Source organism: Saccharopolyspora endophytica, from assembly GCF_018070075.1.
Lineage (GTDB): Bacteria > Actinomycetota > Actinomycetes > Mycobacteriales > Pseudonocardiaceae > Saccharopolyspora > Saccharopolyspora endophytica.
The window spans coordinates 391677-416694 of record NZ_JAGPXE010000002.1; the positions used below are offsets into that span (position 1 = coordinate 391677).

The 25018-nt window shown below is 66.2% G+C and carries 20 protein-coding genes; 12 read left to right on the forward strand and 8 right to left on the reverse strand.

The window, feature by feature from the left end; translation table 11 throughout:
* Positions 1-53 precede the first annotated feature (53 nt).
* Together KBO27_RS05915 and KBO27_RS05920 are read right to left on the reverse strand one after the other, a co-directional pair.
* Entirely contained in the window at positions 54-1130 is a 1077-nt protein-coding gene (locus KBO27_RS05915) for a glycoside hydrolase family 62 protein (RefSeq protein WP_210968916.1), read from the reverse strand.
* A gap of 89 nt (positions 1131-1219) precedes the next feature.
* Entirely contained in the window at positions 1220-2215 is a 996-nt protein-coding gene (locus KBO27_RS05920; RefSeq protein ID WP_246536330.1) for a glycoside hydrolase family 10 protein, read from the reverse strand.
* A 938-nt stretch (positions 2216-3153) separates the two neighbouring features.
* On the opposite strand from KBO27_RS05920, the gene KBO27_RS05925 reads away from it, so the two are divergent.
* Together KBO27_RS05925 and KBO27_RS05930 are read left to right on the forward strand one after the other, a co-directional pair.
* Positions 3154-4026: a DUF3592 domain-containing protein gene (locus KBO27_RS05925; protein ID WP_210968918.1), complete on the forward strand. Its 873-nt coding sequence runs from the start codon at positions 3154-3156 to the stop codon at positions 4024-4026.
* Between the two features lies 1 nt (position 4027).
* The gene (locus KBO27_RS05930) at positions 4028-4462 is read left to right on the forward strand and encodes a DUF3592 domain-containing protein (RefSeq protein WP_210968919.1); all 435 of its coding nucleotides are present in this window, start codon (positions 4028-4030) and stop codon (positions 4460-4462) included.
* Positions 4463-4494: 32 nt separating this feature from the next.
* Here KBO27_RS05930 and KBO27_RS05935 read toward each other — a convergent pair whose 3' ends face one another.
* The 3 genes from KBO27_RS05935 to KBO27_RS05945 all read right to left on the reverse strand — a co-directional run bounded on the left by KBO27_RS05935 (position 4495) and on the right by KBO27_RS05945 (position 11562).
* Entirely contained in the window at positions 4495-5688 is a 1194-nt protein-coding gene (locus KBO27_RS05935; protein ID WP_210968920.1) for an acyl-CoA dehydrogenase family protein, read from the reverse strand.
* Positions 5689-6157: 469 nt separating this feature from the next.
* Positions 6158-8143: a DEAD/DEAH box helicase gene (locus KBO27_RS05940; RefSeq protein WP_210968921.1), complete on the reverse strand. Its 1986-nt coding sequence runs from the start codon at positions 8141-8143 to the stop codon at positions 6158-6160.
* A gap of 680 nt (positions 8144-8823) precedes the next feature.
* Complete coding sequence (locus KBO27_RS05945) at positions 8824-11562, reverse strand: AAA domain-containing protein (RefSeq protein WP_210968922.1); 2739 nt, start codon at positions 11560-11562, stop codon at positions 8824-8826.
* A 328-nt stretch (positions 11563-11890) separates the two neighbouring features.
* Between KBO27_RS05945 and KBO27_RS05950 the strand changes: the two genes are divergently transcribed.
* From KBO27_RS05950 to KBO27_RS05965, 4 genes are all read left to right on the forward strand, one after another.
* The gene (locus tag KBO27_RS05950; RefSeq protein ID WP_210968923.1) at positions 11891-13429 is read left to right on the forward strand and encodes an AbeC-like domain-containing protein; all 1539 of its coding nucleotides are present in this window, start codon (positions 11891-11893) and stop codon (positions 13427-13429) included.
* Positions 13430-13433: 4 nt separating this feature from the next.
* Positions 13434-13781 carry a hypothetical protein gene (locus KBO27_RS05955; protein ID WP_210968924.1) on the forward strand — a complete coding sequence of 116 codons (348 nt, stop codon included), beginning with the start codon at positions 13434-13436 and terminating at the stop codon, positions 13779-13781.
* Between the two features lie 16 nt (positions 13782-13797).
* Positions 13798-15192, forward strand: coding sequence for a protein kinase family protein (locus KBO27_RS05960; protein ID WP_210968925.1), 1395 nt, complete (start codon positions 13798-13800; stop codon positions 15190-15192).
* Positions 15193-15275: 83 nt separating this feature from the next.
* A complete protein-coding gene (locus KBO27_RS05965) occupies positions 15276-16223 on the forward strand; it encodes a hypothetical protein (RefSeq protein ID WP_210968926.1) in 948 nt (315 codons plus the stop codon).
* Positions 16224-16425: 202 nt separating this feature from the next.
* Here the strand turns inward: KBO27_RS05965 and KBO27_RS05970 are convergent, their stop codons facing one another.
* Positions 16426-17202, reverse strand: a complete 777-nt coding sequence (locus KBO27_RS05970) for a DUF1684 domain-containing protein (protein WP_210968927.1) — start codon at positions 17200-17202, stop codon at positions 16426-16428.
* A gap of 101 nt (positions 17203-17303) precedes the next feature.
* Between KBO27_RS05970 and KBO27_RS05975 the strand changes: the two genes are divergently transcribed.
* The gene (locus KBO27_RS05975; RefSeq protein WP_210968928.1) at positions 17304-17741 is read left to right on the forward strand and encodes a hypothetical protein; all 438 of its coding nucleotides are present in this window, start codon (positions 17304-17306) and stop codon (positions 17739-17741) included.
* Positions 17742-18160: 419 nt separating this feature from the next.
* Here the strand turns inward: KBO27_RS05975 and KBO27_RS05980 are convergent, their stop codons facing one another.
* Together KBO27_RS05980 and KBO27_RS33425 are read right to left on the reverse strand one after the other, a co-directional pair.
* A complete protein-coding gene (locus KBO27_RS05980; RefSeq protein ID WP_210968929.1) occupies positions 18161-19195 on the reverse strand; it encodes a response regulator transcription factor in 1035 nt (344 codons plus the stop codon).
* 86 nt (positions 19196-19281) lie between these two features.
* The gene (locus KBO27_RS33425; protein WP_246536336.1) at positions 19282-20391 is read right to left on the reverse strand and encodes a LuxR C-terminal-related transcriptional regulator; all 1110 of its coding nucleotides are present in this window, start codon (positions 20389-20391) and stop codon (positions 19282-19284) included.
* Between the two features lie 106 nt (positions 20392-20497).
* On the opposite strand from KBO27_RS33425, the gene KBO27_RS05990 reads away from it, so the two are divergent.
* The 5 genes from KBO27_RS05990 to KBO27_RS06010 are packed head-to-tail and all read left to right on the forward strand — an operon-like array spanning position 20498 to position 24996.
* On the forward strand, positions 20498-21661 hold the full coding sequence (locus tag KBO27_RS05990) for an acyl-CoA dehydrogenase family protein (RefSeq protein WP_210968930.1): 1164 nt from the start codon (positions 20498-20500) through the stop codon (positions 21659-21661).
* Positions 21662-21675: 14 nt separating this feature from the next.
* A complete protein-coding gene (locus tag KBO27_RS05995) occupies positions 21676-22485 on the forward strand; it encodes an enoyl-CoA hydratase/isomerase family protein (RefSeq protein WP_210968931.1) in 810 nt (269 codons plus the stop codon).
* Between the two features lie 35 nt (positions 22486-22520).
* On the forward strand, positions 22521-23393 hold the full coding sequence (locus KBO27_RS06000; RefSeq protein ID WP_210968932.1) for an SDR family oxidoreductase: 873 nt from the start codon (positions 22521-22523) through the stop codon (positions 23391-23393).
* Positions 23390-24160 carry an SDR family NAD(P)-dependent oxidoreductase gene (locus KBO27_RS06005; RefSeq protein WP_210968933.1) on the forward strand — a complete coding sequence of 257 codons (771 nt, stop codon included), beginning with the start codon at positions 23390-23392 and terminating at the stop codon, positions 24158-24160. Before KBO27_RS06000 ends, KBO27_RS06005 begins: the two co-directional genes overlap by 4 nt.
* A gap of 47 nt (positions 24161-24207) precedes the next feature.
* The gene (locus tag KBO27_RS06010; RefSeq protein WP_210968934.1) at positions 24208-24996 is read left to right on the forward strand and encodes an enoyl-CoA hydratase/isomerase family protein; all 789 of its coding nucleotides are present in this window, start codon (positions 24208-24210) and stop codon (positions 24994-24996) included.
* Positions 24997-25018: the final 22 nt, after the last annotated feature.

Sequence of the window (25018 nt, forward strand, 5' to 3'; positions counted from 1 at the left end):
CGCCCGGACGGGACGGCCCGGCCTGGTCGGCCGGGGCGTCCCGCGCGCGTGGGTCAGCAGTCGGAGTTGGTCTGGGTGGCTTTGGCGATCTTGTAGGGGAGGTCTTCGTAGGCGCCGTCGGCGGACGGGTCCTGGCCTTGGTAGACGAGCTGGAGGTTGCAGGGATCGATGGTCATCGTCTGGTCGTTCGTGCTGCGGATCAGTTCGCCGTGGCTGATGTCCTGGGTCCAGGCGTTGCCGTTGTCGAAGGTGACGTTGTTGCTGCGGGCGAAGGGGTTGTCCTCGGTGTCGGCCAGAGGTTTCCACTCGCCGTCGAGACCTTCGGCGGTGAACGATCGGTACCAGCGCCGGTTGTCGGAGCCGATGGCCTCCCACATCAGTAGGTAGGTGTTGGTGTCGCCGACGCGGTAGACGGCTCCGCCCTCGAAGAGGTTGTTGGCCGTGTCCTCCAGGACGATCTGGGTGTTGCCGAAACCGTTCGGGAAGTTCTCCGAGGTGGTCTCGGAGCGGTAGACGTGTCCGTTGTCGTCGGCCGAGAACAGGTAGCACTTGGTGTCGTCGCAGGTGACGAAGAAGTCCAGCCAGTTGCCGTCGCCGATGTTGTCCTGGACGACCTGGGGGACGGTGTCCATGAAGTTCTTGGGCGCGGACCAGCTGGTCGGGTCGTCGGGGTTCTTGGTGGTCGAGTACGACGGCAAACCGGTCTGGTAGACGAGGTACCACTCCCCGGTGGGCTCGAAGTAGAAGGCGTGGGGCGCAGCGCGGTAGCCGCTGCCGATGGCCGACGCGGTTTCCAGATCGACCTGCGGTGCGGTGGAGGCCTGGGACCAGTCGGTGAAGCTGGTGTGGGCCAGGCCCCAGTCGCCGTTCTCGACCCTGGTGAAGAAGACGTGCCAGGTGCCGTCCTGATCCTGGACGACGGACGGGTCCTTGGCGGAAGCGGAGTTGAGGTTCTCCGCCGGCGAGATCACGGGCCCGGTGGAGGACCACTCGAATTTGCTGGGCAGCTGCGTGGCGTCGCGGGGGCCGGGTGCCGCTGAGGCTGGACCGACGAGCAGCACCGAACCCAGCGCGGCGACGGTCGTCACGACGACGGGGCGAGAGCGGCGACGACGTGCGTGAACAGGCATGGCAAGACTCCCTCGTGGTTCGGCCGGAGGGCCAACGCCGTTGGTGGCCCTCCGGCCGGTAAAATGGTTGGTGCGCAAGGATCGTCGATTTACCTGCCGGATGTTCCGGCGCTGTTCAGCGCTTCGAGCACGGCGCCGTACGCCTCCTTCTTCTGGTAATTCGCGTCGAACAGCAGCGGGGTTTCCTCGGCACGCCAGGAGTACGCATCGGTGATGCCCCAGACGGTGATGCCCTTGCACCGCTCCACCGCCAAGCAGGACTCGGTGACCGTGCGGTACGCATCGGCCTGCGCGGTTCCCGAGCCACCGACGTCCAGCTCGGTGACGTGCACGTCGACGCCGAGGTCGGCGAAGCGCTGGAGGTTCTGCTGGTAGGTGCTCAGGTCGGTATCGGTGCTGAGGTGAGTCTGGAAGCCGACGCAGTCGATCGGCACCCCGCGAGCCTTGAAGTCGGCGACCATGTCGTAGACGCCGTTGCTCTTCGCGTTGATGCCGTCGGTGTTGAAGTCGTTGTAGCAGAGCTGGGCGTTCGGGTCGGCGGCGTCGGCAGTGCGGAACGCCTGCTCGATGTAGCCGTCCCCGAGCTGCTGCTGGAAGTGGGAGTCGTCGCGGCGGGTGCCGTCCTCGTCGAACGCCTCGTTCACCACGTCCCAGGAAGCGATCTGACCCTGGTAGTGGCCGGCGACCCCGTTGATGTGGTCGACCATCGCCTGGTTGAGCGCGTCCCCGGTGAGTTGTTGGGCCCAGGGCGCCAGCTGCGAGTGCCACACCAGCGTGTGACCGCGCACCTGCATGCCCTGGCTCTCGGCATGGCCGACGACCTGATCACCGCCGCTGAAGTCGAACTGGCCCTGAGCGGGCTCGGTGGTCTCCCACTTCATGTTGTTCTCGGCGACGACGCTGTTGAACTCCTGGTTCAGCGTGTTGACGTACGGCTGCTCGCCGAAATAACCGGGTTCGATCGCGGTGCCGAAGTACCGCCCGCTCTGGGCAGCCGAAGCCCCCAGCGTGTCGGCCGCGTGGGCGGTACCGGTGAAGAGCCCGACGCCGCTGGTGGCGAGAACACCGGAAGCCAGCAGAGCCAACGCAGCCCGACCTCCGGATCGAACGCTCGAACTGTTCCTCACGAGAACTCCTCTTCTTGTTTTCCAACGGAAATCTCTGCAGGTGCTCGCGGCGCCCGTGCGGCATCGCGCGCGGAGAAATCGCCGCACTGCGGGAAAGTCGTTTCGCGGAGCCGGCGTTCGTCGCGGCCCGAGTTATCTCGTGGCGTGGTCGCCGAATCGGAAGCGCGTGCAGAACTGCCCATCCGGGTTCATCGCCGCGGCGGCACCTGCGGCCAGAACTCTCCGGCGGCTGTGGGCATGACGGGGCCTGAGCATGAGAACACCATCCCGGTGAAGCAAGGAAAAGCCTGCTGGAAAGGGGATACCGTGCGCAGCGACGCCCTGAACGGGACGTTCGCGTGGTCGGACAGTGTTCGGGCCGTGTTGGTTTCGCATGTTACGGCTCGATGTCCCGATGTCAACGGTTCATGGCGCGGATCTGACGGATGGACGCGTTCTGGCTGGTCCGATCGTTGCGGGTCGACGTGGTCGACCGGGAACGACCGAAACTTTCTGCCGCAGAGCGACTGAATTTTCCGCGCCACCAGCCAGTCCTGTTGACTACGACGCGATTCCGTGGGTTACTATCCTGAAAGTTTAGAGATAGTTCCGAAAAGTTTCGGGCTCGTGTTGCTCGGTAATGTGCCTTCCGCTTCGACGCTGAAGAGGGGAGTTCCGTGCCCATACGCGCTGGTGCACCACGCTTTTCGCAGAACCTCCCGCCTCCGGCTGCTCACGTCGACGACTTCCGAAAGCCGGCGGCTGACCTGGGTTCTCGCCCGGACTGAGCCCGAGCGGGCTCAGGGTTGCCGCAAACGGGCGCAACCCCGCGCAGGTCTCGCACGTCCTGGTAGTGGAGGGGCCGCGTTCGCCCTGGCTGCGAACGTGGTCCAGCCCGACGAGTGGAATGGTGCGGCATGACCGAAGCCGAACGCGTGAGGGACTTGATCGACCGCCTACCGGGCAAGGTCGGCATGGTGATGGCCCCGTTCTACCTCCTGATGTTCGGGATCAGGGAGCTCTTCCTCGTCGCCCGCTTGCGGCGGCGCGGCCTGGTCGCCCAAGGCACGGTGGTGGACAACGTCCGCACCGGCGACTCGGCGTACGGGCCGGACCTGTCGCCGGTGATCGCCTTCATCGACACCGCGGGCAATCACGTGGAGTTCACGCCGGTAGCACGAGGAAACGGCCTGGAACTGGCCACCGGGAGCACCGTCGAGGTGATCTACCTGCCCGAAGCGTCTCCGGACGCGCGGGTCAACACCGCCGCGCACCTCCTCGTTCCGGGGCTGTTGGCGCTCGTGACCGGAGGGTTGGTCCTCGCGCTGGCCCTGACCCTCATCCTCGCGTTCACGCCCGGCACCTTCTCGGTGGGAACCGCGGTCGGACGATGGCTGATGCCCGCAATCCTCCTGGCCGGCGGGGGCGGCATGTTCGCTGCGGGAATTCAGGAAGGACGTGCGGTCACCCGGGTTCGCCGCCGAGGTCTGCGGACGCGGGGACGCGTGATCGACAGCATGACCTCGGACAAACGCACCTACTACGTCGTCGGATTCACCGATCATCGCGGTCAGCCGGTGGAATTCACCCGGCCGGCCAGCACCCGTGGGCAGGCTCGCACGGGCCGGGCGGTCACCGTGATGTACCTGCCCGACCAGCCGGCCCAGGCCCGAGTGGCTTCGCGTGCTTGGTGGGTGCCCGCGGCCGCCCTGATTCTGGGAGGTTCCGCCATGCTCATCACTGCGGTGGGTGTTGTCGTCTCCGCGACCAGCAACCCCGGTGGGATGTGACATGGCCGGGCAGAAGCGCAAGAAGAACGCGATGCAGCGAGTTCCCGGCAAAGCAGGCCTGGTCGTCGGCGGGGGTGCCGTCCTGGGCTGGGGGAGCGGGCAGATCGCCGCTGCGTGGCGGCTGCGGCGGAGCGGTCAGATCGCCGAGGGCACCGTCGTGCGCAATGTGCGCCTCGACGATTCGGAGTACGGGCCCAGGTGGGCCCCGGTCATCGCCTTCACCGACACCGCGGGCAACCGAGTCGAGTTCACCCCGCCGTCGCACGGCCCGGGGAAGGGCATGACCACGGGTAGCGCGGTCGAAGTGATCTACCACCCCGACACGCCCCGAGAAGCGCAGGTCAACAGCTGCTCGCACCTGCTGCTGCCCGGCCTGGTCGCCTGCATCGGCGGCGTGGGGTTCCTGGTGTTCGTCGCCTACCTGCTGCTCGGGTGAGGTTCAGGCCAGCCCGAGCTGCTCGTTCGCGATCAGCCGGTAGGTGGGTTCCTTGAGCTGCGGATTCCGATGCCCGACGGCCTGGGCCAGGTCGCGGAACACCCGCTCGAACCGCTGGCCGCGTTGGGATGCCGAGGCTCCGACCGTGCGGTAGAGATCGCGGTCAACCGCCTCCCACGCCTGGACGACGAGCTCGCGCCCGATCCCGCCGAGCAGGTTGTCGGTGGCTGCCGTGAACGGTTCGGTGCCCGCGACGTTGGCGCGCGCCGCATCCATCCAGCGGTCGAGCGCGTGGAACAGCGCCGCCTCGGCGACCTGAAGCTTGACCAGCGCGCTGCCGTACCAGCGCAGGAAATCGGGGTCCTCGGTTCGTGGTGCGAAGGAGGCAAGGGCGTCTTGCGCGTGCGCATGACGTTCTCGTACTCGTCGAGGGCGTTGTAGGCGCCGCCGATGGTGAGCGCGGCGACGCCGATGCCGAACGAGGACATGTGGCGTCCCGAGTACATGGGGTTGCCGTAGGCCTGCGAGCCCGGGCTGTGCCCGTCGAAACCGTAATCGGCCAGGTTCACGTCCTCGACCAGGTAGCGATCCGGGAGGAACGCGTCGTCGAAGACGATGCTGTGCGAGCCGGAACCGTTGAGTCCCAGCATGTTCCCCCAGTCGTCGAGGCGCGTGTACGCGTCCTCGGGCGCGACGTACAGGCCCATGCGCGGACCACCGTCGGCGTTGGTACCGGGCAGCACGCACTGTCCGATGAAGTGCGTGGAGTAGGGGATGCCGGAGCAGTAGTTGACCGTGCCGTCGAGCTTCCACCCACCGTCGACAGGAGTCGCCCGCGTCGTAGGTGCGTACATCGAGGCGGCGATCAAGCGTCCGCCGTCGTACACCTCGTCGTGGATCTCACGCGGGAACCAGTTGCCGAACATCAGCGCATGGTTGGTGGAGAGGCAGAAGCACCACGCCGTCGACATGTCCGCTCGCGCGAGCTCGATGACCACGCGGTAGAACGTGGCCAAGTCGACCTCGAGCCCGCCCTGCGCCTCGGGAATCAGCATCCGGTAGAAGCCGAGTTCCTGAAACCGCTGATGGACCTCACTGTCGTAGAAGGTGTCCCGCTCGACGTGCTCGGCACGTGCGATGAGGTCGGCCCGCATGTCCCTGGCTGCCCGGACGAGTCCTTCGCGGACCTTCACCTGCTCGTCGTCGACGCTGTTGAAGACGGTCATACGTGCCCCTGGTTCGACGAAGATGAACGGCAATGCGCGTATACGTACTACCAGCAGCCCTCAACTCACCACCCTCGGGGACCTCCCCTGAAACCGCGCACGAAGACGGTGCTAACGCTGTTGGAGATACAGCCAACGCAATTGGAGGAGCTGCAGAGGATGCCTGGAATGCCGTCTTCTAGCCCCTGGAGACGCCGGCGGAATGGCCGATCGAAAACAACAGGGGCCGGCGTAACCCGTGATCGTCTACAGGAACGCCCCCTGCCAGCTCACGGGCTCGTGGAATCCCGACAAACTGGCCCGGTTCCATGATCGAGGTCGATACCAGTACCCAGACTTGCACCCAAGCTCAGAACACTGGCTATGAGAAGGTTTGATTGATGTAGCTTGCCACGGCCGCGCGTGCCCATGTCGTGCGCGGATGCAGATCGAGTTCCATGACGCTCGTCGGCTCCCGAGAGCCCACCGATCAGTCAAGCTCAAGCCGTCGGCGTTCTGCCTGCACGATCCGCTGATCAATCGGGATCGTGGTGTCGCGCAGCATGTTCTCGTTGACTGTGGTGATGTCGGTGGCTGCCTTGTTGCTGTCCTTGGTGGTGCTTTCGCGGGCGTAGGCGTCGAAGAGGCGGGTTTTTCCGTCGAGGACTTCTTGGAGTCGCTGGTCGACGGTGTCCTTGGCCATCAGCCGGTGGACGTGGACTTTGCGGGTCTGGCCCATGCGGTGGCAGCGGGCGATGGCTTGAGACTCGGTGCTCGGCTTGAGCTGGGGCTCGGTGATGATGACCACCGATGCGGCCTGGATGTTCATGCCGATTCCGCCGGCGTTGATCTGGCAGGGGAGGACAGTGGGCCCGTCATGCGCGCTGAACTCGTTGACGAGTTCTTGCTTGGCCTCGGGCGAGAGCTTGCCGGTCAGTGGCGGCATCGCGCTCCGTCCCACGACCTCGCGAACGGATTCGAGGACGTCGAGGAAGTACGAGAACACCACGACCTTCCACCCATTGGCGGCCGACTCCTCGACGATGTCGCGCAGCCGATCCAGCTTCGCCGAATCATTGGGTGTTCCTGGCGTGTAGGCGGCTCGCCGCATCGCCATGAAACTGCCGTCGACGACGGCTTTCCGGTACGCGCGCCCGTCGGCGTCGCCGAGTTCCACCCAGTCGTCGAGCTCGAGCTTCTCGGGCAGTTCGGTGAGCACGTCCTCCTGGTTGCGGCGCAGATACACCGGCGCCACGGTTCGCCGGAACGCCTCGGGAGCCACGAGGGCGTCTTGAACTCGGATCCTCCGTGCGAGGCCCGGCTGGAGGTAGGAGACGAGTTGCTTGAACTCCTCAACCCGGTTCTCCATCGGGGTGCCGGTGAGGAACAGCGCGTGCTCGGCTCGCCGAACGTGAGCGGCCACGACCTGGGAGCGCTTGGCGCCTGGATTCTTCACGTAGTGCGCCTCGTCGACGACGACCATGCCCAGCGGCACCTGACGGAACTCGGGTAGCCGCCGCAGGGTGTCATAGGTGGTCACCGCGACGCCGCCTTCGCGCATCCACCGTCGTGCCTGCTCGTCGCGGTCCCGTCCGTGCAGGATGTGGACGTCGAGGCGGCTGTGCTTGCCGGTCTCGGAAGCCCAGTTGACCAGCACGCTCGCCGGGCAGACGACCAGGTGATGCCGCCGGCCGGTCGCGGTGAGGTGTGCCAGCACAGCGAGGGCCTCGATCGTCTTCCCGAGCCCCATCTCATCGCCGAGGATCGCGAAGCGACGCGCCAGCGCGAACTTGGCGCCGAACTCCTGGTAACCGCGCAGGGCGACGCGGAGGAGGCTCGTGTCGAGTGCCGTCGCGGAGATCTCGCGCTGGATCTCGCGAGGCATCGTCTCCCGCGTGGTGTCGGCGGATTTCTCGCCGGTGACGCGGCCGAGGAGGGTGTTGTAGCTGGCCGCGCGTTGCCGGTAATCGCTCCACAGGGACTTCGGGTCGGTGTGGGTGGCCTCCCCGAACCGCCGGGCTGCCGCGAATGTCCGTTCCGCGAGCGGCCCGCGGAGCACGTTCGCGAGCTCGTCCAACGCCTGCCGTGCTTCGGACTTCTTCCTCGGCGTCGAGAAGAGCATCCGCACGCGGCTGCCCGTGCGTCGCGCCTGCTTGTGCAGGCCGCCGACATGACCGGTCAGCGGGCGGACGCCCTGGCCCAGTTCCTTGACCTCGCGCTCGGCGGCCTCCAGGGCATGCAGTGTGCTGAGCAGCTGCTTCTGGGCTTCATCCGGACGGTCCGCGTCGAACCGGAAGACCGCCTTCTTCCGAGCCGAGCCGGCCAGCGAGTCAGCCGCATGGCGAATCTGCTGTGCTGTCTTCGGCCCGATCCCCGGGTGGCGCTGCAACTCCTCATCCGACTTGAAAGCGACGTCGCCGACGCTCCGGATCCCGGCCTTCTCCAGACCGCCGAGCCGAAGCTGCCCCGAACTCACTTCACGCAGCTTGTCGAGCGGCATCTGCCTCAGAAGCCGCCGAACCTCCTGCTCCTGCAACCAGCGATACTGCTCATGAGCCCGCTGCCAAAGACTCTGGGGTGCCGCGAGAACGGACCCCGCAGCATCCAGGAACGACTTGGCATGCGAAAGCACGGACCTGGCAGCCGGCAAGCCACCCGAAGCCGGCAGAGATCCCCCAGATTCCGGAGCCATTCCTCTCCTTACGTCGCCCGAGCATTATGCCGGATCACCTCGTCCGCTCGCGGCTGCTTGGTGCTTCGGGTTGTTGAGCGCACGGCTGTACGGGTGACGAGCCGCTTAGACCGGTTATGTGGCTACGGCCATGTGAGTCCGCGCGCTGATCTCCTATTTGGTCTTTTCTGGCAGGGGAGTGTTTCGGCTTCCGGGTGAACTGGAGAGGAAGCCTTCTGGTGAGGTAAAAAAAGAAGTTTCGCGCGAGCTAATCCGTTTCGGGAATTTGGCTGGGGTGGCTAGATCGGGTGGTGGGCACTAGCGGAGTCTTCCTGGGCAGCGATTTTCTGGTTGTTTGTCGTCTGGCGTCCGGATACGTGCTCTCCGTTGCGCGATGAACGGTCGGGCGCTGTGTCCGCGGCTGATGACCGTTCTGGCGATGGCTGCAGGACGGCGCTGCAACGATGCGCCTAGGAAATGCCAGCTCACGTGCTGCGCGCGAGTGCTCTGTCGGCTTCGTCCAGTTCCCGTCGGATGCGTTCGGGTTCGCGGCTGCCGGTGGTGGGGAGGCGGAGGAGCCGCAGGCCGTAGCGGCGCATGATCTCGTTCTTGAGGGCGTCGCGACGTTGTTGCTCGGGCTTGTTGGCGTGGTATTCGAAGCCGTCGACCTCGATGGCCAGCACGAACTCGTTGGTGACACGGTTGTAGAGGACGAAGTCGAGTGAGGCGCGGTTGCCGACGTAGTGCCGCTGGGGCTCGTCGAGCCGGTCGAGATTCGGCAGGACCTGGGTCACGAGGACTTGGGGTACGGCCTTCAGGTGCAGGTAGGCGGGTTCGGCCAGGATGTCGTGCAGCACCGTCCAAGCGATGTCCTCGGACGGGTATCGCAGCTGGTGCCTGCGCCGGCGGGCCAGCGGGCGCAGTCGGCGGGCGTAGTTCTGGTACAGCAGGTCGAAGATCGACACGATGTCGCTGTCGAGCACGGACTCGTCGAAACCGTGGTAGCGGATGTAGCCCACCAGGTCCCGGACGTGCCGGCTGCGCGGGAGCGTGTCGTGGTTGGTGACCAGCACGAATCGGTCGATCGCACGCGACACCGCCACGTTGATCAGCTTCGGGTCGTCGACGAACTTCAGTCCGATGCGCCCCTGCCGGGACTCGTCGAGAACGGTGGTCAGGATGACCACTCGCTTCTGCCTGCCCTGGAACTTGTGCACGGTGTTGATGAGCCCGGAGTCCAGCACGTCCTCGGCGGCGGCGACCTGGCCGCGGTAGGGAGTGGTCACCCCGATGTCGTCGCCGTCGACTCCGCGGCAGTGCAGGGGGATGACCTCATCGTCGATGACGTCGATCTCGCGCCGGTTCATCCGCCCGCCGCCGGAGTACCGGCGCATGTGGTTGCCCTCGACCGTGCGCCACACCAGCATCGGCGGCTGCATCCCGTTCGGGGAGAACGGGATGAGCTCGTCGTCGTAGAAGCTCTTGTTGCAGAAGCCGATGATGGCGGGGTCGCAGCGGTAGTGCTCCCGCAGCAGCTGGCTGGGCAGCCCCTCGCCGTGCAACTCGTGCACGGATTCCAGGACGCTTTTGCGGACGTCGTAGGCGGGGTGTGGTGGTGTGGCGGTCGACTCGGACGTGACCTCGACCGGGGCGAGCTGCTGGGAGTCGCCGACCACGACCAGGTTCCGGCACAGATCTTCGGACATGGCCAGTGCTGCCGCGAGCGGGTTGACCTGCGAGGCCTCATCGATGATGAGGTAGTCGAGCAGGAATCCTTCGGGCACGCACTTGCGGAGTGAGTGGCACGTGCTCAGCACCGTCGGGTGATCGTCGATGAAACTGCGGAAATTCCTGTTCTGCCGGTAGGTCTCGTGGTCGTACTTCCGACGGTTCCGCGACCGGTACCGGTCGCCGAGCTCGGCGTGCAGCTTCTCGGTGGACAAGCGCTGGTGTTCCTCGGCGAGATCATTGAACTTCGCGCCTTCCAGCTCGGAATCCAGCCGGTCGAGCTCGGATTCGAGCTCGCCGATGCGCTTCCGGTAGTAGGCGCGCTGCAAGGCCAGCACCAGATCCGTGTCGCCGGGGTCGAGATCACTCGTCGGCCCGAACCGGAAGTAGTTCCCGATCCGCCGCAGCAGCCCGGGGCGAAGCCCTTCGTGCTGCAAATCGCTCTCGGCGAGGTAGTCGAGAATGCGGTCCGAAGATCGGCGCAGCAGCGGAAGGTTCTCCAGATCCGGCAAGTCGTCGTGCAGATGCCGTTCGAAATGCTCGAACTCCAACCGGAAAGCGGCGAGTTCCTGCTGCCGCTGGGCTTTCTCCCGATCCGCACGCTGAAGCTCGCGCAGCTGACGATCCACCTCGTCGAGCCTGCGTTCGTCGGGTTGCGGTGGCGTTCGGGAGACGAACCTCGACACCTCGGTGTTGCGTTCGGATTGCTTTGCGAAGAACGCATTGCGCATGTCTCGGTTTCCGAGATCGGCGATGATGTGGCCGAAGCCGAGCTCGTCGAGCTTCTCCTTCACGTTGGCGACGGCCGAGTTGGTGAACGAGACGACCGCGACCATCCCCTGCTGCACCACGATGTTGGCGATCAGGTTCAGGATGGTCTCGGTCTTGCCAGTGCCCGGCGGTCCCTCGATGACCGAAACCGAACGGGTGAGCGCGTTTTCCACTGCGGCACGCTGACTCAGGTTGCAGCGGAACGGGTAGATCGGCGGCGTCGCCAGATCGCGAGTCTCGATGGGTGAGCCGGTCAGGTAGGCACCCAGCGCACTGCCGGGGTGGACGTAGGGCATCCGCTCGTGCGGATCCTGCAGCGGGTCATCCGGGGCCATCCCGGAGAGAACGGCACGCCAGTACTTGCGCACGTCGGCGGCAATGCCGGACGCACCGACATCGGCGCGCACCTCCACCTGCGAGGCGAGGTAGTAGCTGACGCCCTCACTGCCGTCCTTGCGCTGGTAGACGATGTGCGCCCACTGGCCTTCAGCCGAACGGAAGACCAACACCGACCGCACACCGGTCCAGATCTGGCCGTCGACCTCCACGCACGAGCCCTCGGGAATCGGGAGCGGCGTCGGCTTGCGCAGCACCCGCACCCGATCACGCCCATAGGGGTAGGTGGAGCCCTTGTTGAAGGTGATCGAGATTGAGTCAGCCTGCTGCTGATACCGCGCGATCTCGCCGGTCTTGTCCTCGAATTCCCCGGCCTTGTTCCGGATCACAACCGCTTCCCGATGCGGATCGAGCACACAACCTCCCACCACGCTACTAACGTGATCGCCGGCGATCCGGCGCGATCGAGAAGTTCACCGCCCCGGCGCAACGATGTCTGCGACGAACGAGTGATGACGACACATTGGGGCACGGCAGGTTGTATTGCTCCAACCGGGCGAACATCGACTGTTGCAGATCTGCTCGAAGCGGCCTTTCGCTACGGTTGCTTCGGCTTCGTGGCTGAGCCATGCGATTTCGTGTGGGGGCTGAGCCGACGATTCCTGGTGCGTTTCGTCATCGGTGACCGCACTGAGGTCGCCGCTCTCTGGGGAAGCGATGGGACGGATGAAGTGTCACTCCTGCGGTGCTGATAGCGGGCCGGGTGTCGCGGTCTGCCCGAAGTGCGGTCTCACCCAGTCGACGCAGGTCGTGCCCGGAGCCGGTTTCAACCGGGACGTGACGCGGTACCTGTGCGCCGCACTGCAGACCGACGCCGGGCTCAACCACTACGCGTACAAGAAGATCCTGCGGGAGCACTACCGCGCGATCGCGTCGTCTCCCGGCGTCGACCTCGTCACCGTGCTCAAGTACGGGCTGGCGGCACGGGGCAGGCAGCTGACCCGCGACGCCCTGCTGGTGGTCTTCCTCCTGATCGGTGTCGCCTTCCTCGGGAACGAGAACCCCCGCGGGGTGCTGCTGGCGCTGTTCGCCGGGTGGGCCGTGACGGTCGTCGAATCGTGGGTCGCGCACTACGGGGTCCTCGCGGAACACCTCCGGCGCAACACCTTCAACCCCGCGGGCGCCTCCGCACCCGCGAGTGAGCGAGTGCGGGCGCGGCTGGAGGCGATCGCCGAGCACAACCTGGGCAACACCACGGTCCACACCGACTACGGGCCGTTCGCCGGATACGGAATACCGTTTGAGAACTGGTCCTTCACGCTGAACATCGCCACACCGGTGGAGGACGAGGAGGTCATCGAGTTCACCACGGCTGAGCTCAACGACTTCGTGGCCAACGCCGTGCGTGGTGTCGGCTTGCCCGGCGTTCACGTCGACGATCGAGTCTTCGTCAGCGGACAAGACCTGCTGTACGGTCTCGATTCCTCGGTGAAGAAGGCGATCCTGCCGAACGAGCTGGCCGCTCCCGCTTCGCGGATCGGCGAAGCCGAGATCGCCAGACTGCGCGAGGACTCCCTGAGCAGGGCACGTCCCTACCTGGTGATCCGCGTGGCCGGGTGGAACGGGGAACTCGTGGTGACGATGTTCCTGCGGCTGGCGATGATGCCCCGCAAGGACCAGCTCTACGTTGAGATGAACTACTCGCTGCTCCTGCCGATCCAAGAGCGCTACAAGCAGGTGGACCGGCTGTTGAGCACCCCGACCGGAACCCAGATCTTCCGGATGCTCGGATCGAGCCTGGTCAAGCTCGTCCCCACGACCGTCGGCGCGTTCGTGCGCATCGTCGACGTGGTGTTCTCCCCGCTGGAGGAGCTTCTGTCACGCGTGCGGGAAGCCCGTGCGATCAAGTACGACCGCAGTTTCAACTACGGGGCGGCGACGAGCCTGCGCGAGAAGGCCGCAGACGGCCGGTTCCACCGGCACTTCCAGAACCTGGACAAGGAGATGTACGCCAAGGTCGCCGAGCGGAAGGTCGTCGAGGCGCTCGAAGAATTCCTGGACGACCACAACATCGACACCAGCGACCTGCGGGAACGGCAGACCACGATCCTCAACAACGGCGTCTACGTCTCAGGTCAGGGCAGCGTGAACGCCGGCAGCCTCGCGGTGGGCTCCAACGCGATCGCCAACACCTTCGCGCGAGCCAGGAACACCTTGAGCGGACCGGGCGCGGCAGCGCAGAGCAGGAAGAAGTGAGCACATGGGCGAGAACTACCAGATCAACATCACCGGCTCGGGGCAGCTCAATGCCGACGCGGTGGCGGTCGGGACCGGGGCCAAGGCCGTCTCCCACGGCAGTTCGCGCGAACTGCGCGACGAGATCCGGCAACTCCTGGAGGAGGTGCGGAAAGCCGTCCGTGACGGCGAGCTCGTCGAGGAGGTGGCGCACGACGCCGAGGAACTCGTCGAAGCCACCGAGGCGGACAACCCCGACGAGACCAAGGTGCGCGGGCTGCTGGACAAGATCTCCTCCGCGGTGCAGCCGGTGGGCGCGCTGGCCACCACGGTGAGCGAGATCCAGGGCGCCGTGGGCGCCTTGTTCGGCTGAGCGAGATGGGGTCGGCATGTCGGAGCAAGGCGAGCTGGTCGGCCGGCGCTACCGGCTGATCCAGAAGACGGGGGATCACTGGCGGGCGGTCGACGAGAACAGCGATGACCAGGTGCTGCTCAGCTGGGAGCGGCTGCCGTCGTCGCAGGACGTGGCAGACCGCCTCGCGCTGTTCGTGCAGCAGCACGACGAGCGCACCCGGCGCCAGGCCGCCGCGCTCCGCACCTGCCCGAACCTGGCCTTCGTCGACGATCTCGTGGCAGCGGGCGACGGCGTCTGGTCGGTGACCAGGCACGTCGAGGGCCGGACGCTCGCCGAGGACATCGCCCACCACGGCCCGGCGCCCGCCGAGACCCTGCGCCCGGTGGCCCGGGACTTGCTCCGGGCGTTGTCGGCCGCGCACGCCGAAGGCATGACCCACGGCGGCATCGCACCGGAGTTGGTGCGGCTCGAGGCGAACGGCACGGCGGTGCTCACCGGCTTCGATGCGATCCAGGACCCTGACCAGGCCGGCGAGGCGGACGACGTGCGCTCGCTGGGAGCGGTCCTGTTCTACGGGCTAGAAGGGCGGATGCCGGGGGAGTCGGAGACACCTACCGGCGAGCTCGGCCCGTTGATCGCCGCGATGAGAGCCGAGGACCCCGACGAGCGGATCAGCGCGGGCGAGGCACTGGCCCTGCTGGGCGAGGCCGAGAACGCGGCGCCGCACACCGAGAACGATCTGACGTCTCACCGGGTGCTGCCGGTGGTCGGAGCGATCCTTGCGATCGGCATTCTCCTGCTGCTGGTCGTCGGCTTGTCCGAGCAGGAGAGCACCGACTACGAGGAATCGGAATCGGATTCGGTGTCCACGACGGACTCCGATGAGTACTCCGATGAGTACTCCGACGAGTACTCGGAGGAATCATCCGATGAGTACTCCGAGGAGATCTCGACGACAACGTCGGACTCCACAGCCGAGGCCTTCGAAGGCGTAGTGGAGGGCAGTTGCCTGCCGATCTACCAGGACGGCAACGAGGAGTGGAACACCTCGACACCCCCGGACCCGGTCCCGTGCAATTCCAAAACCGCCGGCGTCTTCAAGGTGATTAGCACGAGTGAGAGCAGCTCGGAGTGCACGATCCGCTCCACCGACTACGTTCCGTGGAGCTACGAGGACACCACCCTGTGCCTCGACCGCGTCTGGATCCCGGACTTCTGCGTGCTCGCCGAAACGACGAGCGAAGGCACCGACGTCGGAGAAACCACCGCGGTCGACTGCACCGCGCCTGAAATCACCGGCAGGTACAACACGGTCCTCGTGGTCAGCAGCGTCAGAGACGACCCCAGCGACAACTGCGCCCCCGGCGACACCTGGGTTCTGAAAGCAGACGAAGGCGAATCCCATATCTGCTTCAGAAACCAGACCTGACCAGCCTCAGCCCGCCGTGATTCCGAAACGGCGGGAGAAGCCGGAGACGAACTCCTTCCCGGCGTGCTCTGGCGGGGTTCCACTTGGCGGCCAAGGGAAACAGCGAACGCCTCCGCTGGAGCGCCGAGGCGTTCGCCGCTGGTCGGGAACCCATCAGTGAATGGGGGCATTCGCTGATGATGATCCTCTTCGCATTGGACCGCCGACGCGTCGAGGTCGTCGAGCAATCAGAACTGTTCTTCGCTCAGCCGATCACCACAACCGACCCGGCGAGTGGTCTCACGCCCGCGATCAGCGGGTCGTACCGGCTGAGGCACACGTTCGACCTGCAGCGATCGGACGACCGCTGGATCATCGTCGCAGCCAATCCGCATCTGGGGTTCGGACCGCCGCCGCCCACGCAGGTGGACAAGCCCGTGATCAGACTGCGCGATCGGTTCCTCCCGGACGACGTCACCGCCGGTTTGTCGACCGCTCCACCTGCCGGGACCAGTGAGAAGACCACCATGGTGGATTTCAGCCCTCGGGCGTCGGCTGTGGCGGGGTTCAACTGGCAGGCGGTGATCGACTGGGCTTACACGTACGTGTTCGACTACAGCCCGAGCTTTCGGGAATACCCCAACGACTGCACGAACTTCCTGATCGTGACCGCCGCCGCGATTTTCGTCGCGGCGGCGGTGCTCGTGCTCGCGGATGGTGGGGACCCGACTCGGCGTCCTATGCGCGCTGGTGCTGCAGGGGGCGCCACTCCGGAGGAGACGGCCCATCGCTATGTCGCGGCGCTGAACGAGCGGGACGAGGTTGCTCTGCTGTCGTTGTCCGTTGTGGACAGTCCACCCGTCCGGCGGTCAATTGCGGAGCGGGTGGTGCGGGATGGCGGGCGTGGTCTTCGCGTTGACGATGTGGCGGTACATCCCGGGGTGGCGGGCTACCACGCCAGGGTAGACATCGTCGGCGGCGCTTATCGGGACACTCTAGAACTGAACGAGCGCGACGAGAACTGGCTGATCGTCTACACCCACGAACCGTGAATCCGGCCGTCATGACGATCAGCGACTGTTCTAGGAGTTCTCAGCTGTTCGGGACGTTGTCTGCTCTGCCCCGGAAGGGCCTGTCTGAACAGCGGTGATCTGGTCTTGGGCTGATACGCCGGGCGGTGTGCCTGGCGAGAGGGAGCGATGCTGCACCCGCTCCGGACGACGAGTTCGGGGAACAAGCTCAGGGTTCGGACCGCTAGTAGGGGAGCAGTTCGCCCGCAGTCACCTCGAACGGCAGGTGGTTTCCCTCGGGTGGCAGCGGGCACGTGGCGAAGTCGGTGAAGGCGCACGGGAGGTTGACCGAGCGGTTGAAGTCGAGCGTGACGGTGCCGTCGGCGGCCGGTTCGGCGGTGACCACGGAGCGGTTCGCCGGATAGGTGGTCACCCCGCTGGTGGCGTCGGTGAACAGGATGTTGAGGCCACTGCCGGACTTGCCGTTGAACGCTGTCAGCGTGCACTCGACGCCGTCGCGCTTGAAACGTACGAGACCGGGGGCGTGGTACACGTGGGTCAAGCCGGGCGTGACGGCACCGACCGTTGTCGGCCGGGGCTCGGCGAATGGTTCGAAGATGCCCGTGATCACCCAGTCCGGGTCAGGTTGGTAGGTCGGCACACCTCGGAAATCGCGGAGCGCTGGGGCTTTCGGCGAGTGCACCCGGATCAGGTAGCCGGAGCGGCGTGCGACCTCGACCTCCACGTCACCGGCCGACACCCGGGTGCCGGCTCCGCTGTTGACGAGCTCGAAGCGCTGGATCCCGGTGATCGCTTCGCCCCCGTAGGACAGTTCGGCGCCCTGCGGGTCGACGTAGGCGGCCTCGGAGTCCTGCCACCACACGCCCGGCGCTGCCGCGTAGGTGGCGGGAGCATCGGTCAGCCAGTCCAGGGAAACCAAGGCCAGCCAGCCGTAGGGGTCGGCGAGCTCGCGCTCCCGGTTGGCGTGCCAGTCCTGCCACTGCTCGACGAACGTACGCACGGCTCCTCCACCAAGTCGGATCCGACCGGGCAGGCGGTTTTCGGTGACCAACGCCGGGTCGACACCGTCGTTGCCGACCGGGCGAGCGACGATGCCTCCCGATGGTTGATGCCCTCGACGATACGGAGTTCGCCGCCGAACGGCGGCGCAGTCCACTGCGTGGAACCGCGGATGTGCCCTTCCGGTCAACGGGATCTCTGGCCAGATCGCCCGCGTCGAGGGTGCCGCTGATGATCGAGTGGATATGGCGGACCGTTGAGGCAGCCATCGGCCTGCACGCCATGTGGGAGGCAGTCCTCGGCGACGCAGTCGTGCTCGCCAGGCTTCTTGTGCTTCTCGACGACTACCAGAGCGTCTTGCGGCGCTCCTCGATGGGGCGCGCCGAGGTCCATTCGGGGTGCGAACGACTCACGGTCTTGCGTGTTCTCGCGCCCGAGGCCGAGCCCAGGATCAAAATCTCGATCCACATAGTCGCTTGTTTTGCCTGGTCAAGGCTGGTGCCCCCGGTGCGATTCGAACGCACACTGGACGGATTTTGAGTCGGCTAGGGACTTTGTCATCGGTGAGGTGCCTGGGCAAACGGGATGAATGGAGGACAAAGATGGTGCTCGAGTTGCATGGTGGGCAGAAGTTCGCACCCAGATTCGCACCCAGGTAAGTCCGCGCCGACTAGGTCGGACGCGTCGGCGGTCGAAGCGATCATGTCCGTCCTCGACATTTGAGCCGCCCACAAAACGGCCCGGAGGGCTGGAACTTCACCCACGGCGGTACCCTGGCGACCTCGGCAACCCTGTGCGATCGCCTATTCAGCGTGCCAGTGATCAGGCGACTGAACGTGCTCGGCGACAGTGTGCCGACCCCGGTGCTGCGGCCGTCAGCTACGAAACGCACCACATACCTGCCTCAAATCAACTGTGGCGGCGAATCAACCTCCGCGCCAGTTTGCTCGGTTCGGGAGTCAACATCGCGTGGCCGACGGCTCCAGATGCGTGGCTGCCTGGTGGAGCGAGATGAGTTCGGTCCGGTTGACGGCGCCGAACTTGCGCATGATGTTTCGGATGTGAGATTTGACGGTGTTCGTGGTGATGGCGAGCTGATGGGCGATCGCAGTGTTGTCACGCCCGAGGACAACGAGTGTCATCACGTCGCGTTCCCGCGAGGTCAGGACATTGTCAAAGGCAGGTGATGGGCCGACGAGCGGCAATCCGACTTCCGACACCGTGTCCGCGTGTTCCCGCCCGACGAGCCGTACGAGGTCGACCCCGGTATCGAGTGAGGTCATGGTGCTTTCTATGGCAGCCAGGGAAGTCCGCACGCGGGACCGTTGTGACCGGAAGCGTTCGTAGAGCAGCTCACGCTCGAGTATGCGACCAAGCCCGATGGCGCAGGTCTCCAGTCGCTCATTGAGATCGTCATCCTCGTGCGATCTTGCTGGCTCCGGCACGTGCACCAGGGCCGTCACCCGGCCCGCCACCGGGATAGGTGCCACGCGGACACGCCCCGTCTCCGCCCACAGGCTCCTCGAGGTCGACGACAAGGCGAGTCCGGTGCGGACGGCCTCTGCCTCTGCCGGCAGTTGCGCCAGAGGTACAGTGCCGAATCCGTCCGGCTCCTCCCGACCGTGGAACTGCCCGGAGGCGTCGTACAGCCTCCACTGCGACCAGGTGTCCTTATGTATGCGGGCGATGAGCGCCCACTGCGCGCCGAAGGCCTGAGCGATGGCTGGACAGATCTGGTTGCTTAACTCGGACTCATCTCTCAATGAGCGCAACTGCGCGAGGCACTCTGCCACCTGGTCGCGTGCGTGCAGGCGGGCTTGGTGGAAGTGGCGGTCCCACTCCTCGCCCAGCGCCAACGCCTCGGCGGCCAGCTCCAGCAACCGTCGATCGTGGTCTACCGGGTACGACGCAATCGCGCGAGCGGCGTCGTGCAGCGCACCGGTTGGCTGCGTGACGTGCTCGCGGACCGACGCCGGCACGGCGGGGTCGAGCAACTCGAGTCCGTCGAGACGTGCGGCAAGGCGAAGGGTGCTCGCCCGAAGGTCACGAGTGGAACGAGTGCGCGCCTGCTGAGCGGCCGTCACGAGACTGCCTCGCGGGTCTCCCGCTCGCGCAGCTGCAGGTACTTCGCGACCGCCTCTGCGCGGGTGGCGACACGCAGTTTGCGAAGAATCTTGGAGACGTGGCTCTTCACCGTCTCGCTTGACAACACCAGTTCCTGGGCGATGGCTCGGTTGGTGGCGCCTGCCGCGAGCAGGGTGAGCACCTCCTGTTCCCGTCGGCTCAGCAGGTCTGCGGTGCGCTGTGCAGCGCTCGGGTCCGGTTCCTCGCCGCGGGCGCGCTCTTGCGCGGTCGCCGGTAGGGCTAGCGGCTCATCTGCGAGGGCGGCTAGGCCTGCCGTGACTTCGTCCAGCAGTTCACCCACCCGTGCTCGCTGGCCGTCGATGCGCTCGCGCAGCACGGCGGACTCGAACAGGACGCTGAACTCCGCCGCGAACCGGTCGATGCTGTGCAGGTCACCAACGGTGATGTGGCTGTGCTGGCGGAGACGGTCGGCATGGAGGAAGCCGATCACCCGTCGGTTCGTGGTGATCGGGGCCGCGACGTAGGACCTGCTCTGGGTGACCCGGACCAGCGGCTTGTAGGTCCTGGGGTCGGTCTCCGCGTGTTCGACGATCACCGCTTTCCGATCCCGGACCATCTCCGTCTCCAGCATTGAGCGCGCCAGCGGGATCTCGTTGCCCTCCCGTGCGAACCGGTCGAACTCGTCGGCGTCCGGGTCGGCGTAGTCTTCGGGCCGAATGGTGTCTGGCAGCCACCGTGAGCCCCGCGCCGAGGAGATCATCACCCGGGTGAAGCCGCACGCCTCGCGGAGCTCGGCGGGGGCGCGTCGCGACATCTCCCCGCTGGAGGGTGCGGAGGCCAGGCGGTCCAGCGCGGCGGCCAGCGTGGCGTCGGTCGTCCGACGCAGCTCGAGGTCGTGTGCTCTGGCCGCGCGCCGCTCCTCAGCGATCTCAGCCCAGTGCTCGAGGTCCTTGCGAGACCAGCCCGGCTCCGCCGCGGTCTCCCGGTTCCGTTGCTCCAGCTCGTCGAAGACGAACCGAGCGATGAAAGCGCGCTCGCGGCGCGCGTGACGCCGGTGTGACCGCAGCCGTTCCAGGTCCGAATGGGCCTCGGTGGCTGAGGACATGCGCAAACACTACCACTGTTGGGGGGTGAAGACCCCCTGTTGGCATGGAGAGGAGTGCGGCCACAAAGAAGCACACTATGACCGCCGTCACCGATGAAGGAGACCGATGTCCGCACCGTTGAACTTCTCGATCACCGCTGAACAGCAGGATTTGGTGAGTGTTGCCAGTCGTTTCGGTGAGCAACGTCTGGCGCCGTTCTACAAGCAGCGGGAGATCGAGGGTGCCTTCGACCGTGACACGTTGCTCGAGATGGGCAGGCTCGGCCTGTTCGCGGTCGAACTCCCCGAGGATTACGGCGGGCTGGGACTGGACTGTGTGACGGCGGGGCTGGTTCTGGAAGCGATCTGCCGTTCCGACTACAACGTCGGCCAGCTGATGGTGTCGATGTCCTTGAGTTCCGCGTTGCTGGCGCGTCACGGGAACCCGGAGGTCGTGAAGCCGTGGCTCTCGGGCATGACCGCCGGTCGGATCATCCCAGCGATCGCGTTGACGGAGCCGGCGGGCGGGTCGGACGCCGCGAACCTCACGCTGCGAGCTGATCGCGACGACGACACCTACATCCTCGACGGGGAGAAGACTTCGACGAGCTTCGCGACCCAGGCCGACTTCGCCGTGGTATGGGCCAGGACCGGGGGGCCGGGTGCCCGCGGCATCAGCGCCTTCCTGGTACCGCTCGACCTCCCCGGCATCACCACCAGCGAATTCGCCGACCTGGGCGGGCGCAGCGCGGGCCGCGGGTCGGTGCACTTCGACCGAGTGGCCGTGCCCGCGTCGCACCTGCTCGGCGAGGAGAACCAGGGGTTCATCCAGGTCATGCAGGGTTTCGACTACAGCCGGGCCCTGATCGGCCTTCAGGTCCTCGCGGTGGCTCGGCAGTCACTGGACGAGACTTGGCGGTCGGCGGCGGAGCGCACCAGCATGGGCAAGCCGCTGACCGACCACCAAGGCGTGTCATTCCCTTTGGCGGAGGCCGAGACGCACGTTGAGGCCTGCCGCCTGCTGTGTCTGAAGACCCTGTGGCTGAAGGATCAGGGGATCCCCCACACCGAGGAAGCCGCCATGTGCAAGTGGTGGGGGCCGAAGCTTGCCTTCGAGACGGTCCAGACCTGCCTACTGATCAACGGCCACTCTGCGTACACCGAGGAGCTGCCTTATGAGCAGCGGCTCCGCGACGTCCTCGGCCTGCAGCTCGGGGACGGGAGCGCGCAGATCATGAAGCTCGTCATCGCACGCCACAAGGTCGGCCAGGCCAAGATCCCGGGCCACTAGGACTGGAGAACCGGATGAGCAAGGTCATCTACGAAAAGCGCGACGCGATCGCGTACATCACCCTCAACCGTCCCGACGTGCACAACGCCATCGACACGGAGACCGACGAGCTCCTCTTCGAGGCGTGGTCGGAGTTCCGCAACGACCCCGATGTACGGGTGGCCATCCTGACCGGAGCCGGAGAGAAGACCTTCTGTGCCGGTGCGGACCTCAAGTCACACGTCGACCCGTGGCTCAACGCGGGACCCGAGCTGGGTCGGAGCCTGCTGAACAAGGGCTTCGCAGGCCGTATCACACGCGGGCTGCACCACACGTCCAAGCCGATCATCGCGGCCCTCAACGGCTGGGTTATCGGCGGAGGCATCGAGCTGGCACTGGCCTGCGACATCCGGCTTGCCTCGGAGAACGCGAACTTCGGGTTCTTCCACATCCGGCGGGGGATGCACTTCGCCGACGGCGGCATCGTCCGGCTGGTCAACACCTGCGGGGTCGGTGTCGCGATGGAGCTGGAACTGATGGGCGAGCCGATCGACGCGCAGCGAGCCAAGGAGGTCCACCTCGTCAACCGGGTGGTGCCCCAGGCCCAGCTGATGAGCACCGCCGAACACATCGCCTCGAAGATCCTGCGCAATCCCCAGGCGGCCGTGGAGTCGGCCAAGGACACCATCTTGGAGGTGGTGGGACGGCCGTTGGATGACCAACTACGCCTCGAGGCCCTCTACGGCTACTCGACCATGGGCAATCCCGAGATCGTCGAGCGCAAGCAGGACTTCGTCGAGCGTCGTGATCCCGACCGGGTGAGCACACATACCCCGTCCGAGTGACCGAATCGACCATCCACGAGCAGAGGACCAACATCGTGACCTACCGCAGCGTTTACGCGCCCGGACTCTTCAAGGACCAGGTCATCGTCGTCACCGGTGGCGGCAGCGGAATCGGCCGCTGCACGGCGCACGAACTCGCCTCCCTCGGCGCCCACGTAGCCATCCTCGGGCGCAATCCGGAGAAGCTGGAGCACGTCCGGGACGAGATCTCCACCGACGGCGGCTCGGTCTCTACCCACGTGAACGATATCCGCGATGAGGACACCATCATCGAGACCGTCGACACGGTCCTCCGAGACCACGGTCGGATCGACGGTCTGGTCAACAACGCCGGCGGTCAGTACCGCGCTCCGCTGAAGACCATCACGACCAAGGGTTTCGATGCCGTTGTGAGAACCAACCTCACCGGTGGTTTCATCGTCATGCGCGAGGTCTACAACCGGTGGATGGCCGACCATGGCGGCTCGATCGTCAGCATGATCGCCGATATCTGGCACGGGTGGCCCCACTTCTCGCACTCCGCGGCATCGCGTGGGGGCATGCTCACCCTGAGCGAGTCGGCCGCGACCGAATGGGCCGAATCCGGCGTACGGGTCAACACGGTCGCGCCCGGCTCCATCGCGTCCAGTGGCCTGGACACCTACGACGCGAAGGACACGGCGTTCATCCAGGATGGCGTCTCACCGCACATCCCACTCCAGCGGTTCGGCACCGAGTCCGAGGTCTCAGCCGCGATCGTCTTCCTGCTGTCGCCGGCCGCGAGCTTCATCACCGGCTCGTGCATCCGCATCGACGGCGGGGCCCCCAACGCCCGTCGCGGGTGGTGGGAGTTGCAGCCCGCGCGCAACAACGAGCCCTTCAACGGGTTCCATCGTGCGGCCCTTCCGACCATCCTCGCGAACCGATGAGCACGCCTGCCGCCGGATCCGGCGTCGTTGTCCTCGGGGGCACCGGTGGTGTCGGGCTCGAGACGGCTTCGCAGTTCGCGGAGAACGGGGCGCGCGTGGTCATCCTCGGCCGCAACGATGAGCGTGGCGCGATGGCCTGCGACGAGGTACAGCGACGCAGCGGCAGCAAGCCGCACTTCGTCAGGGCCGACGCGACCGATCCGGACGACGCGGTTCGTGCCGGCGAGACCAGCCTCGCCCTTCTCGGAGCGGTGGACGTGCTCGTCAGCGCGACCGGCCCGAGCGAACCCCCTCGGCTGCTGCACACCATCCCGATTCAGAACATCCGCGACCGCATCGACGAGGTCATGCTGCCACCGCTGCACATGATGCACGCACTGCTGCCCTTGATGCGGGCACAGCGCAGCGGAACCGTCATCAACGTCGCTTCCGACGCCGCGAAGCTCGCGACACCCGGGGAGACCGCCATCGGTGCCGCGATGGCGGCGATCGTCATGTACTCCAAGTCGGCCGCACTCGAGGTCAAGCGTGAGGGCGTGCGCATCAACATGCTTACGCCCTCCCTCATCGCGGGCACGCCCGGCGCGGCTTTGATCGCGGGGGAGCCGTTCAGTGCACGGATGTTCGAGAAAGCCGCGTCGCTGGCGCATCTTGGGGTCGCCGAGCCAGCAGACCTCGCGGCTATGGCGGTCTTCCTGGCCAGTCCCGCCGCTCGGCGCGTGACAGGGCAGGCGATCAGCATCAACGGAGGCATCTCGGTGGCCTGACGCCCCCGCGATTCACGGTGACGATCTCCCACCACAGGAGAGAAATCATGAACTATCAGACCATCGACCTGCTGGTCGACGACGGTCTCGCTGAGCTGGTGCTCAACGACGCCGAGCCTGGCAACCCGATGGGTGCGGTTTTCTGCCGAGAGTTTGGACAGGTAGCGAACGAGCTCGCAAAGCGCGGGGACGTCCGCGCCGTCCTTCTGCGGGCCGAAGGTCGCTTCTTCAGCGTAGGCGGAGACGTCAACCTGTTCTCGCGCGACCTCGATGCCGCGCCGGCAGCGGTGCGCGACGGGACGTTCGGGCTGCACATGGGGCTGACCCGCCTACTCCGCATGGACGCACCCATCGTGGCGTGCGCACACGCTTCCGCCGCGGGCGGTGCGGTTTCCTTGCTCTCCCACTGCGACGTTGTCTATGCCGCGCGCTCGGCACGTTTCACCGCGGCGTACGCGCAACTCGGGTTCACCTGCGACCTGGGAGCGACCGCCGGCTTCGCTTCCCGCATGGGGATCGCCCGCGCCCGCCGCTTCCTACTCCTGAGCGAATCCCTCGACGCGGACGAGGCACTGGGTGCCGGTCTGGTCGACCACGTCGTGGCCGACCACGTCGTGGCGGAGCAGGCGCGCGCAACGGCCGTGGCGCTCGCGGCCGGACCGACGCGTGCCTTCGGTGAGGTCCGCCGGCTCGTCGCTCGGTCGCTCGCGACACCGCTCGAGACCCAACTCGAGGACGAGGCGCAGTCCCTCGCCCGTGCTGCGGCCACCGCTGACGCGCGTGAAGGCATTTCGGCGTTCGCCGCACGGCGACAACCACGTTTCTCGGGATTTTGACGCCTACATGCCGTCGCTATCC

Bases quoted from the DNA above. Each gene is read 5' to 3' on its own strand.
- KBO27_RS05925 (WP_210968918.1), top strand. From the start codon at position 3,154: ATGACCGAAGCCGAACGCGTGAGGGACTTGATCGACCGCCTACCGGGC.
- KBO27_RS06005 (WP_210968933.1), top strand. From the start codon at position 23,390: ATGAGCACGCCTGCCGCCGGATCCGGCGTCGTTGTCCTCGGGGGCACC.
- KBO27_RS05950 (WP_210968923.1), top strand. From the start codon at position 11,891: ATGGGACGGATGAAGTGTCACTCCTGCGGTGCTGATAGCGGGCCGGGT.
- KBO27_RS05995 (WP_210968931.1), top strand. From the start codon at position 21,676: ATGAGCAAGGTCATCTACGAAAAGCGCGACGCGATCGCGTACATCACC.
- KBO27_RS05955 (WP_210968924.1), top strand. From the start codon at position 13,434: ATGGGCGAGAACTACCAGATCAACATCACCGGCTCGGGGCAGCTCAAT.
- KBO27_RS06010 (WP_210968934.1), top strand. From the start codon at position 24,208: ATGAACTATCAGACCATCGACCTGCTGGTCGACGACGGTCTCGCTGAG.
- KBO27_RS05990 (WP_210968930.1), top strand. From the start codon at position 20,498: ATGTCCGCACCGTTGAACTTCTCGATCACCGCTGAACAGCAGGATTTG.
- KBO27_RS33425 (WP_246536336.1), bottom strand. From the start codon at position 20,391: ATGTCCTCAGCCACCGAGGCCCATTCGGACCTGGAACGGCTGCGGTCA.
- KBO27_RS05960 (WP_210968925.1), top strand. From the start codon at position 13,798: ATGTCGGAGCAAGGCGAGCTGGTCGGCCGGCGCTACCGGCTGATCCAG.
- KBO27_RS05930 (WP_210968919.1), top strand. From the start codon at position 4,028: ATGGCCGGGCAGAAGCGCAAGAAGAACGCGATGCAGCGAGTTCCCGGC.
- KBO27_RS05915 (WP_210968916.1), bottom strand. From the start codon at position 1,130: ATGCCTGTTCACGCACGTCGTCGCCGCTCTCGCCCCGTCGTCGTGACG.
- KBO27_RS05975 (WP_210968928.1), top strand. From the start codon at position 17,304: ATGGTTGATGCCCTCGACGATACGGAGTTCGCCGCCGAACGGCGGCGC.
- KBO27_RS05935 (WP_210968920.1), bottom strand. From the start codon at position 5,688: ATGACCGTCTTCAACAGCGTCGACGACGAGCAGGTGAAGGTCCGCGAA.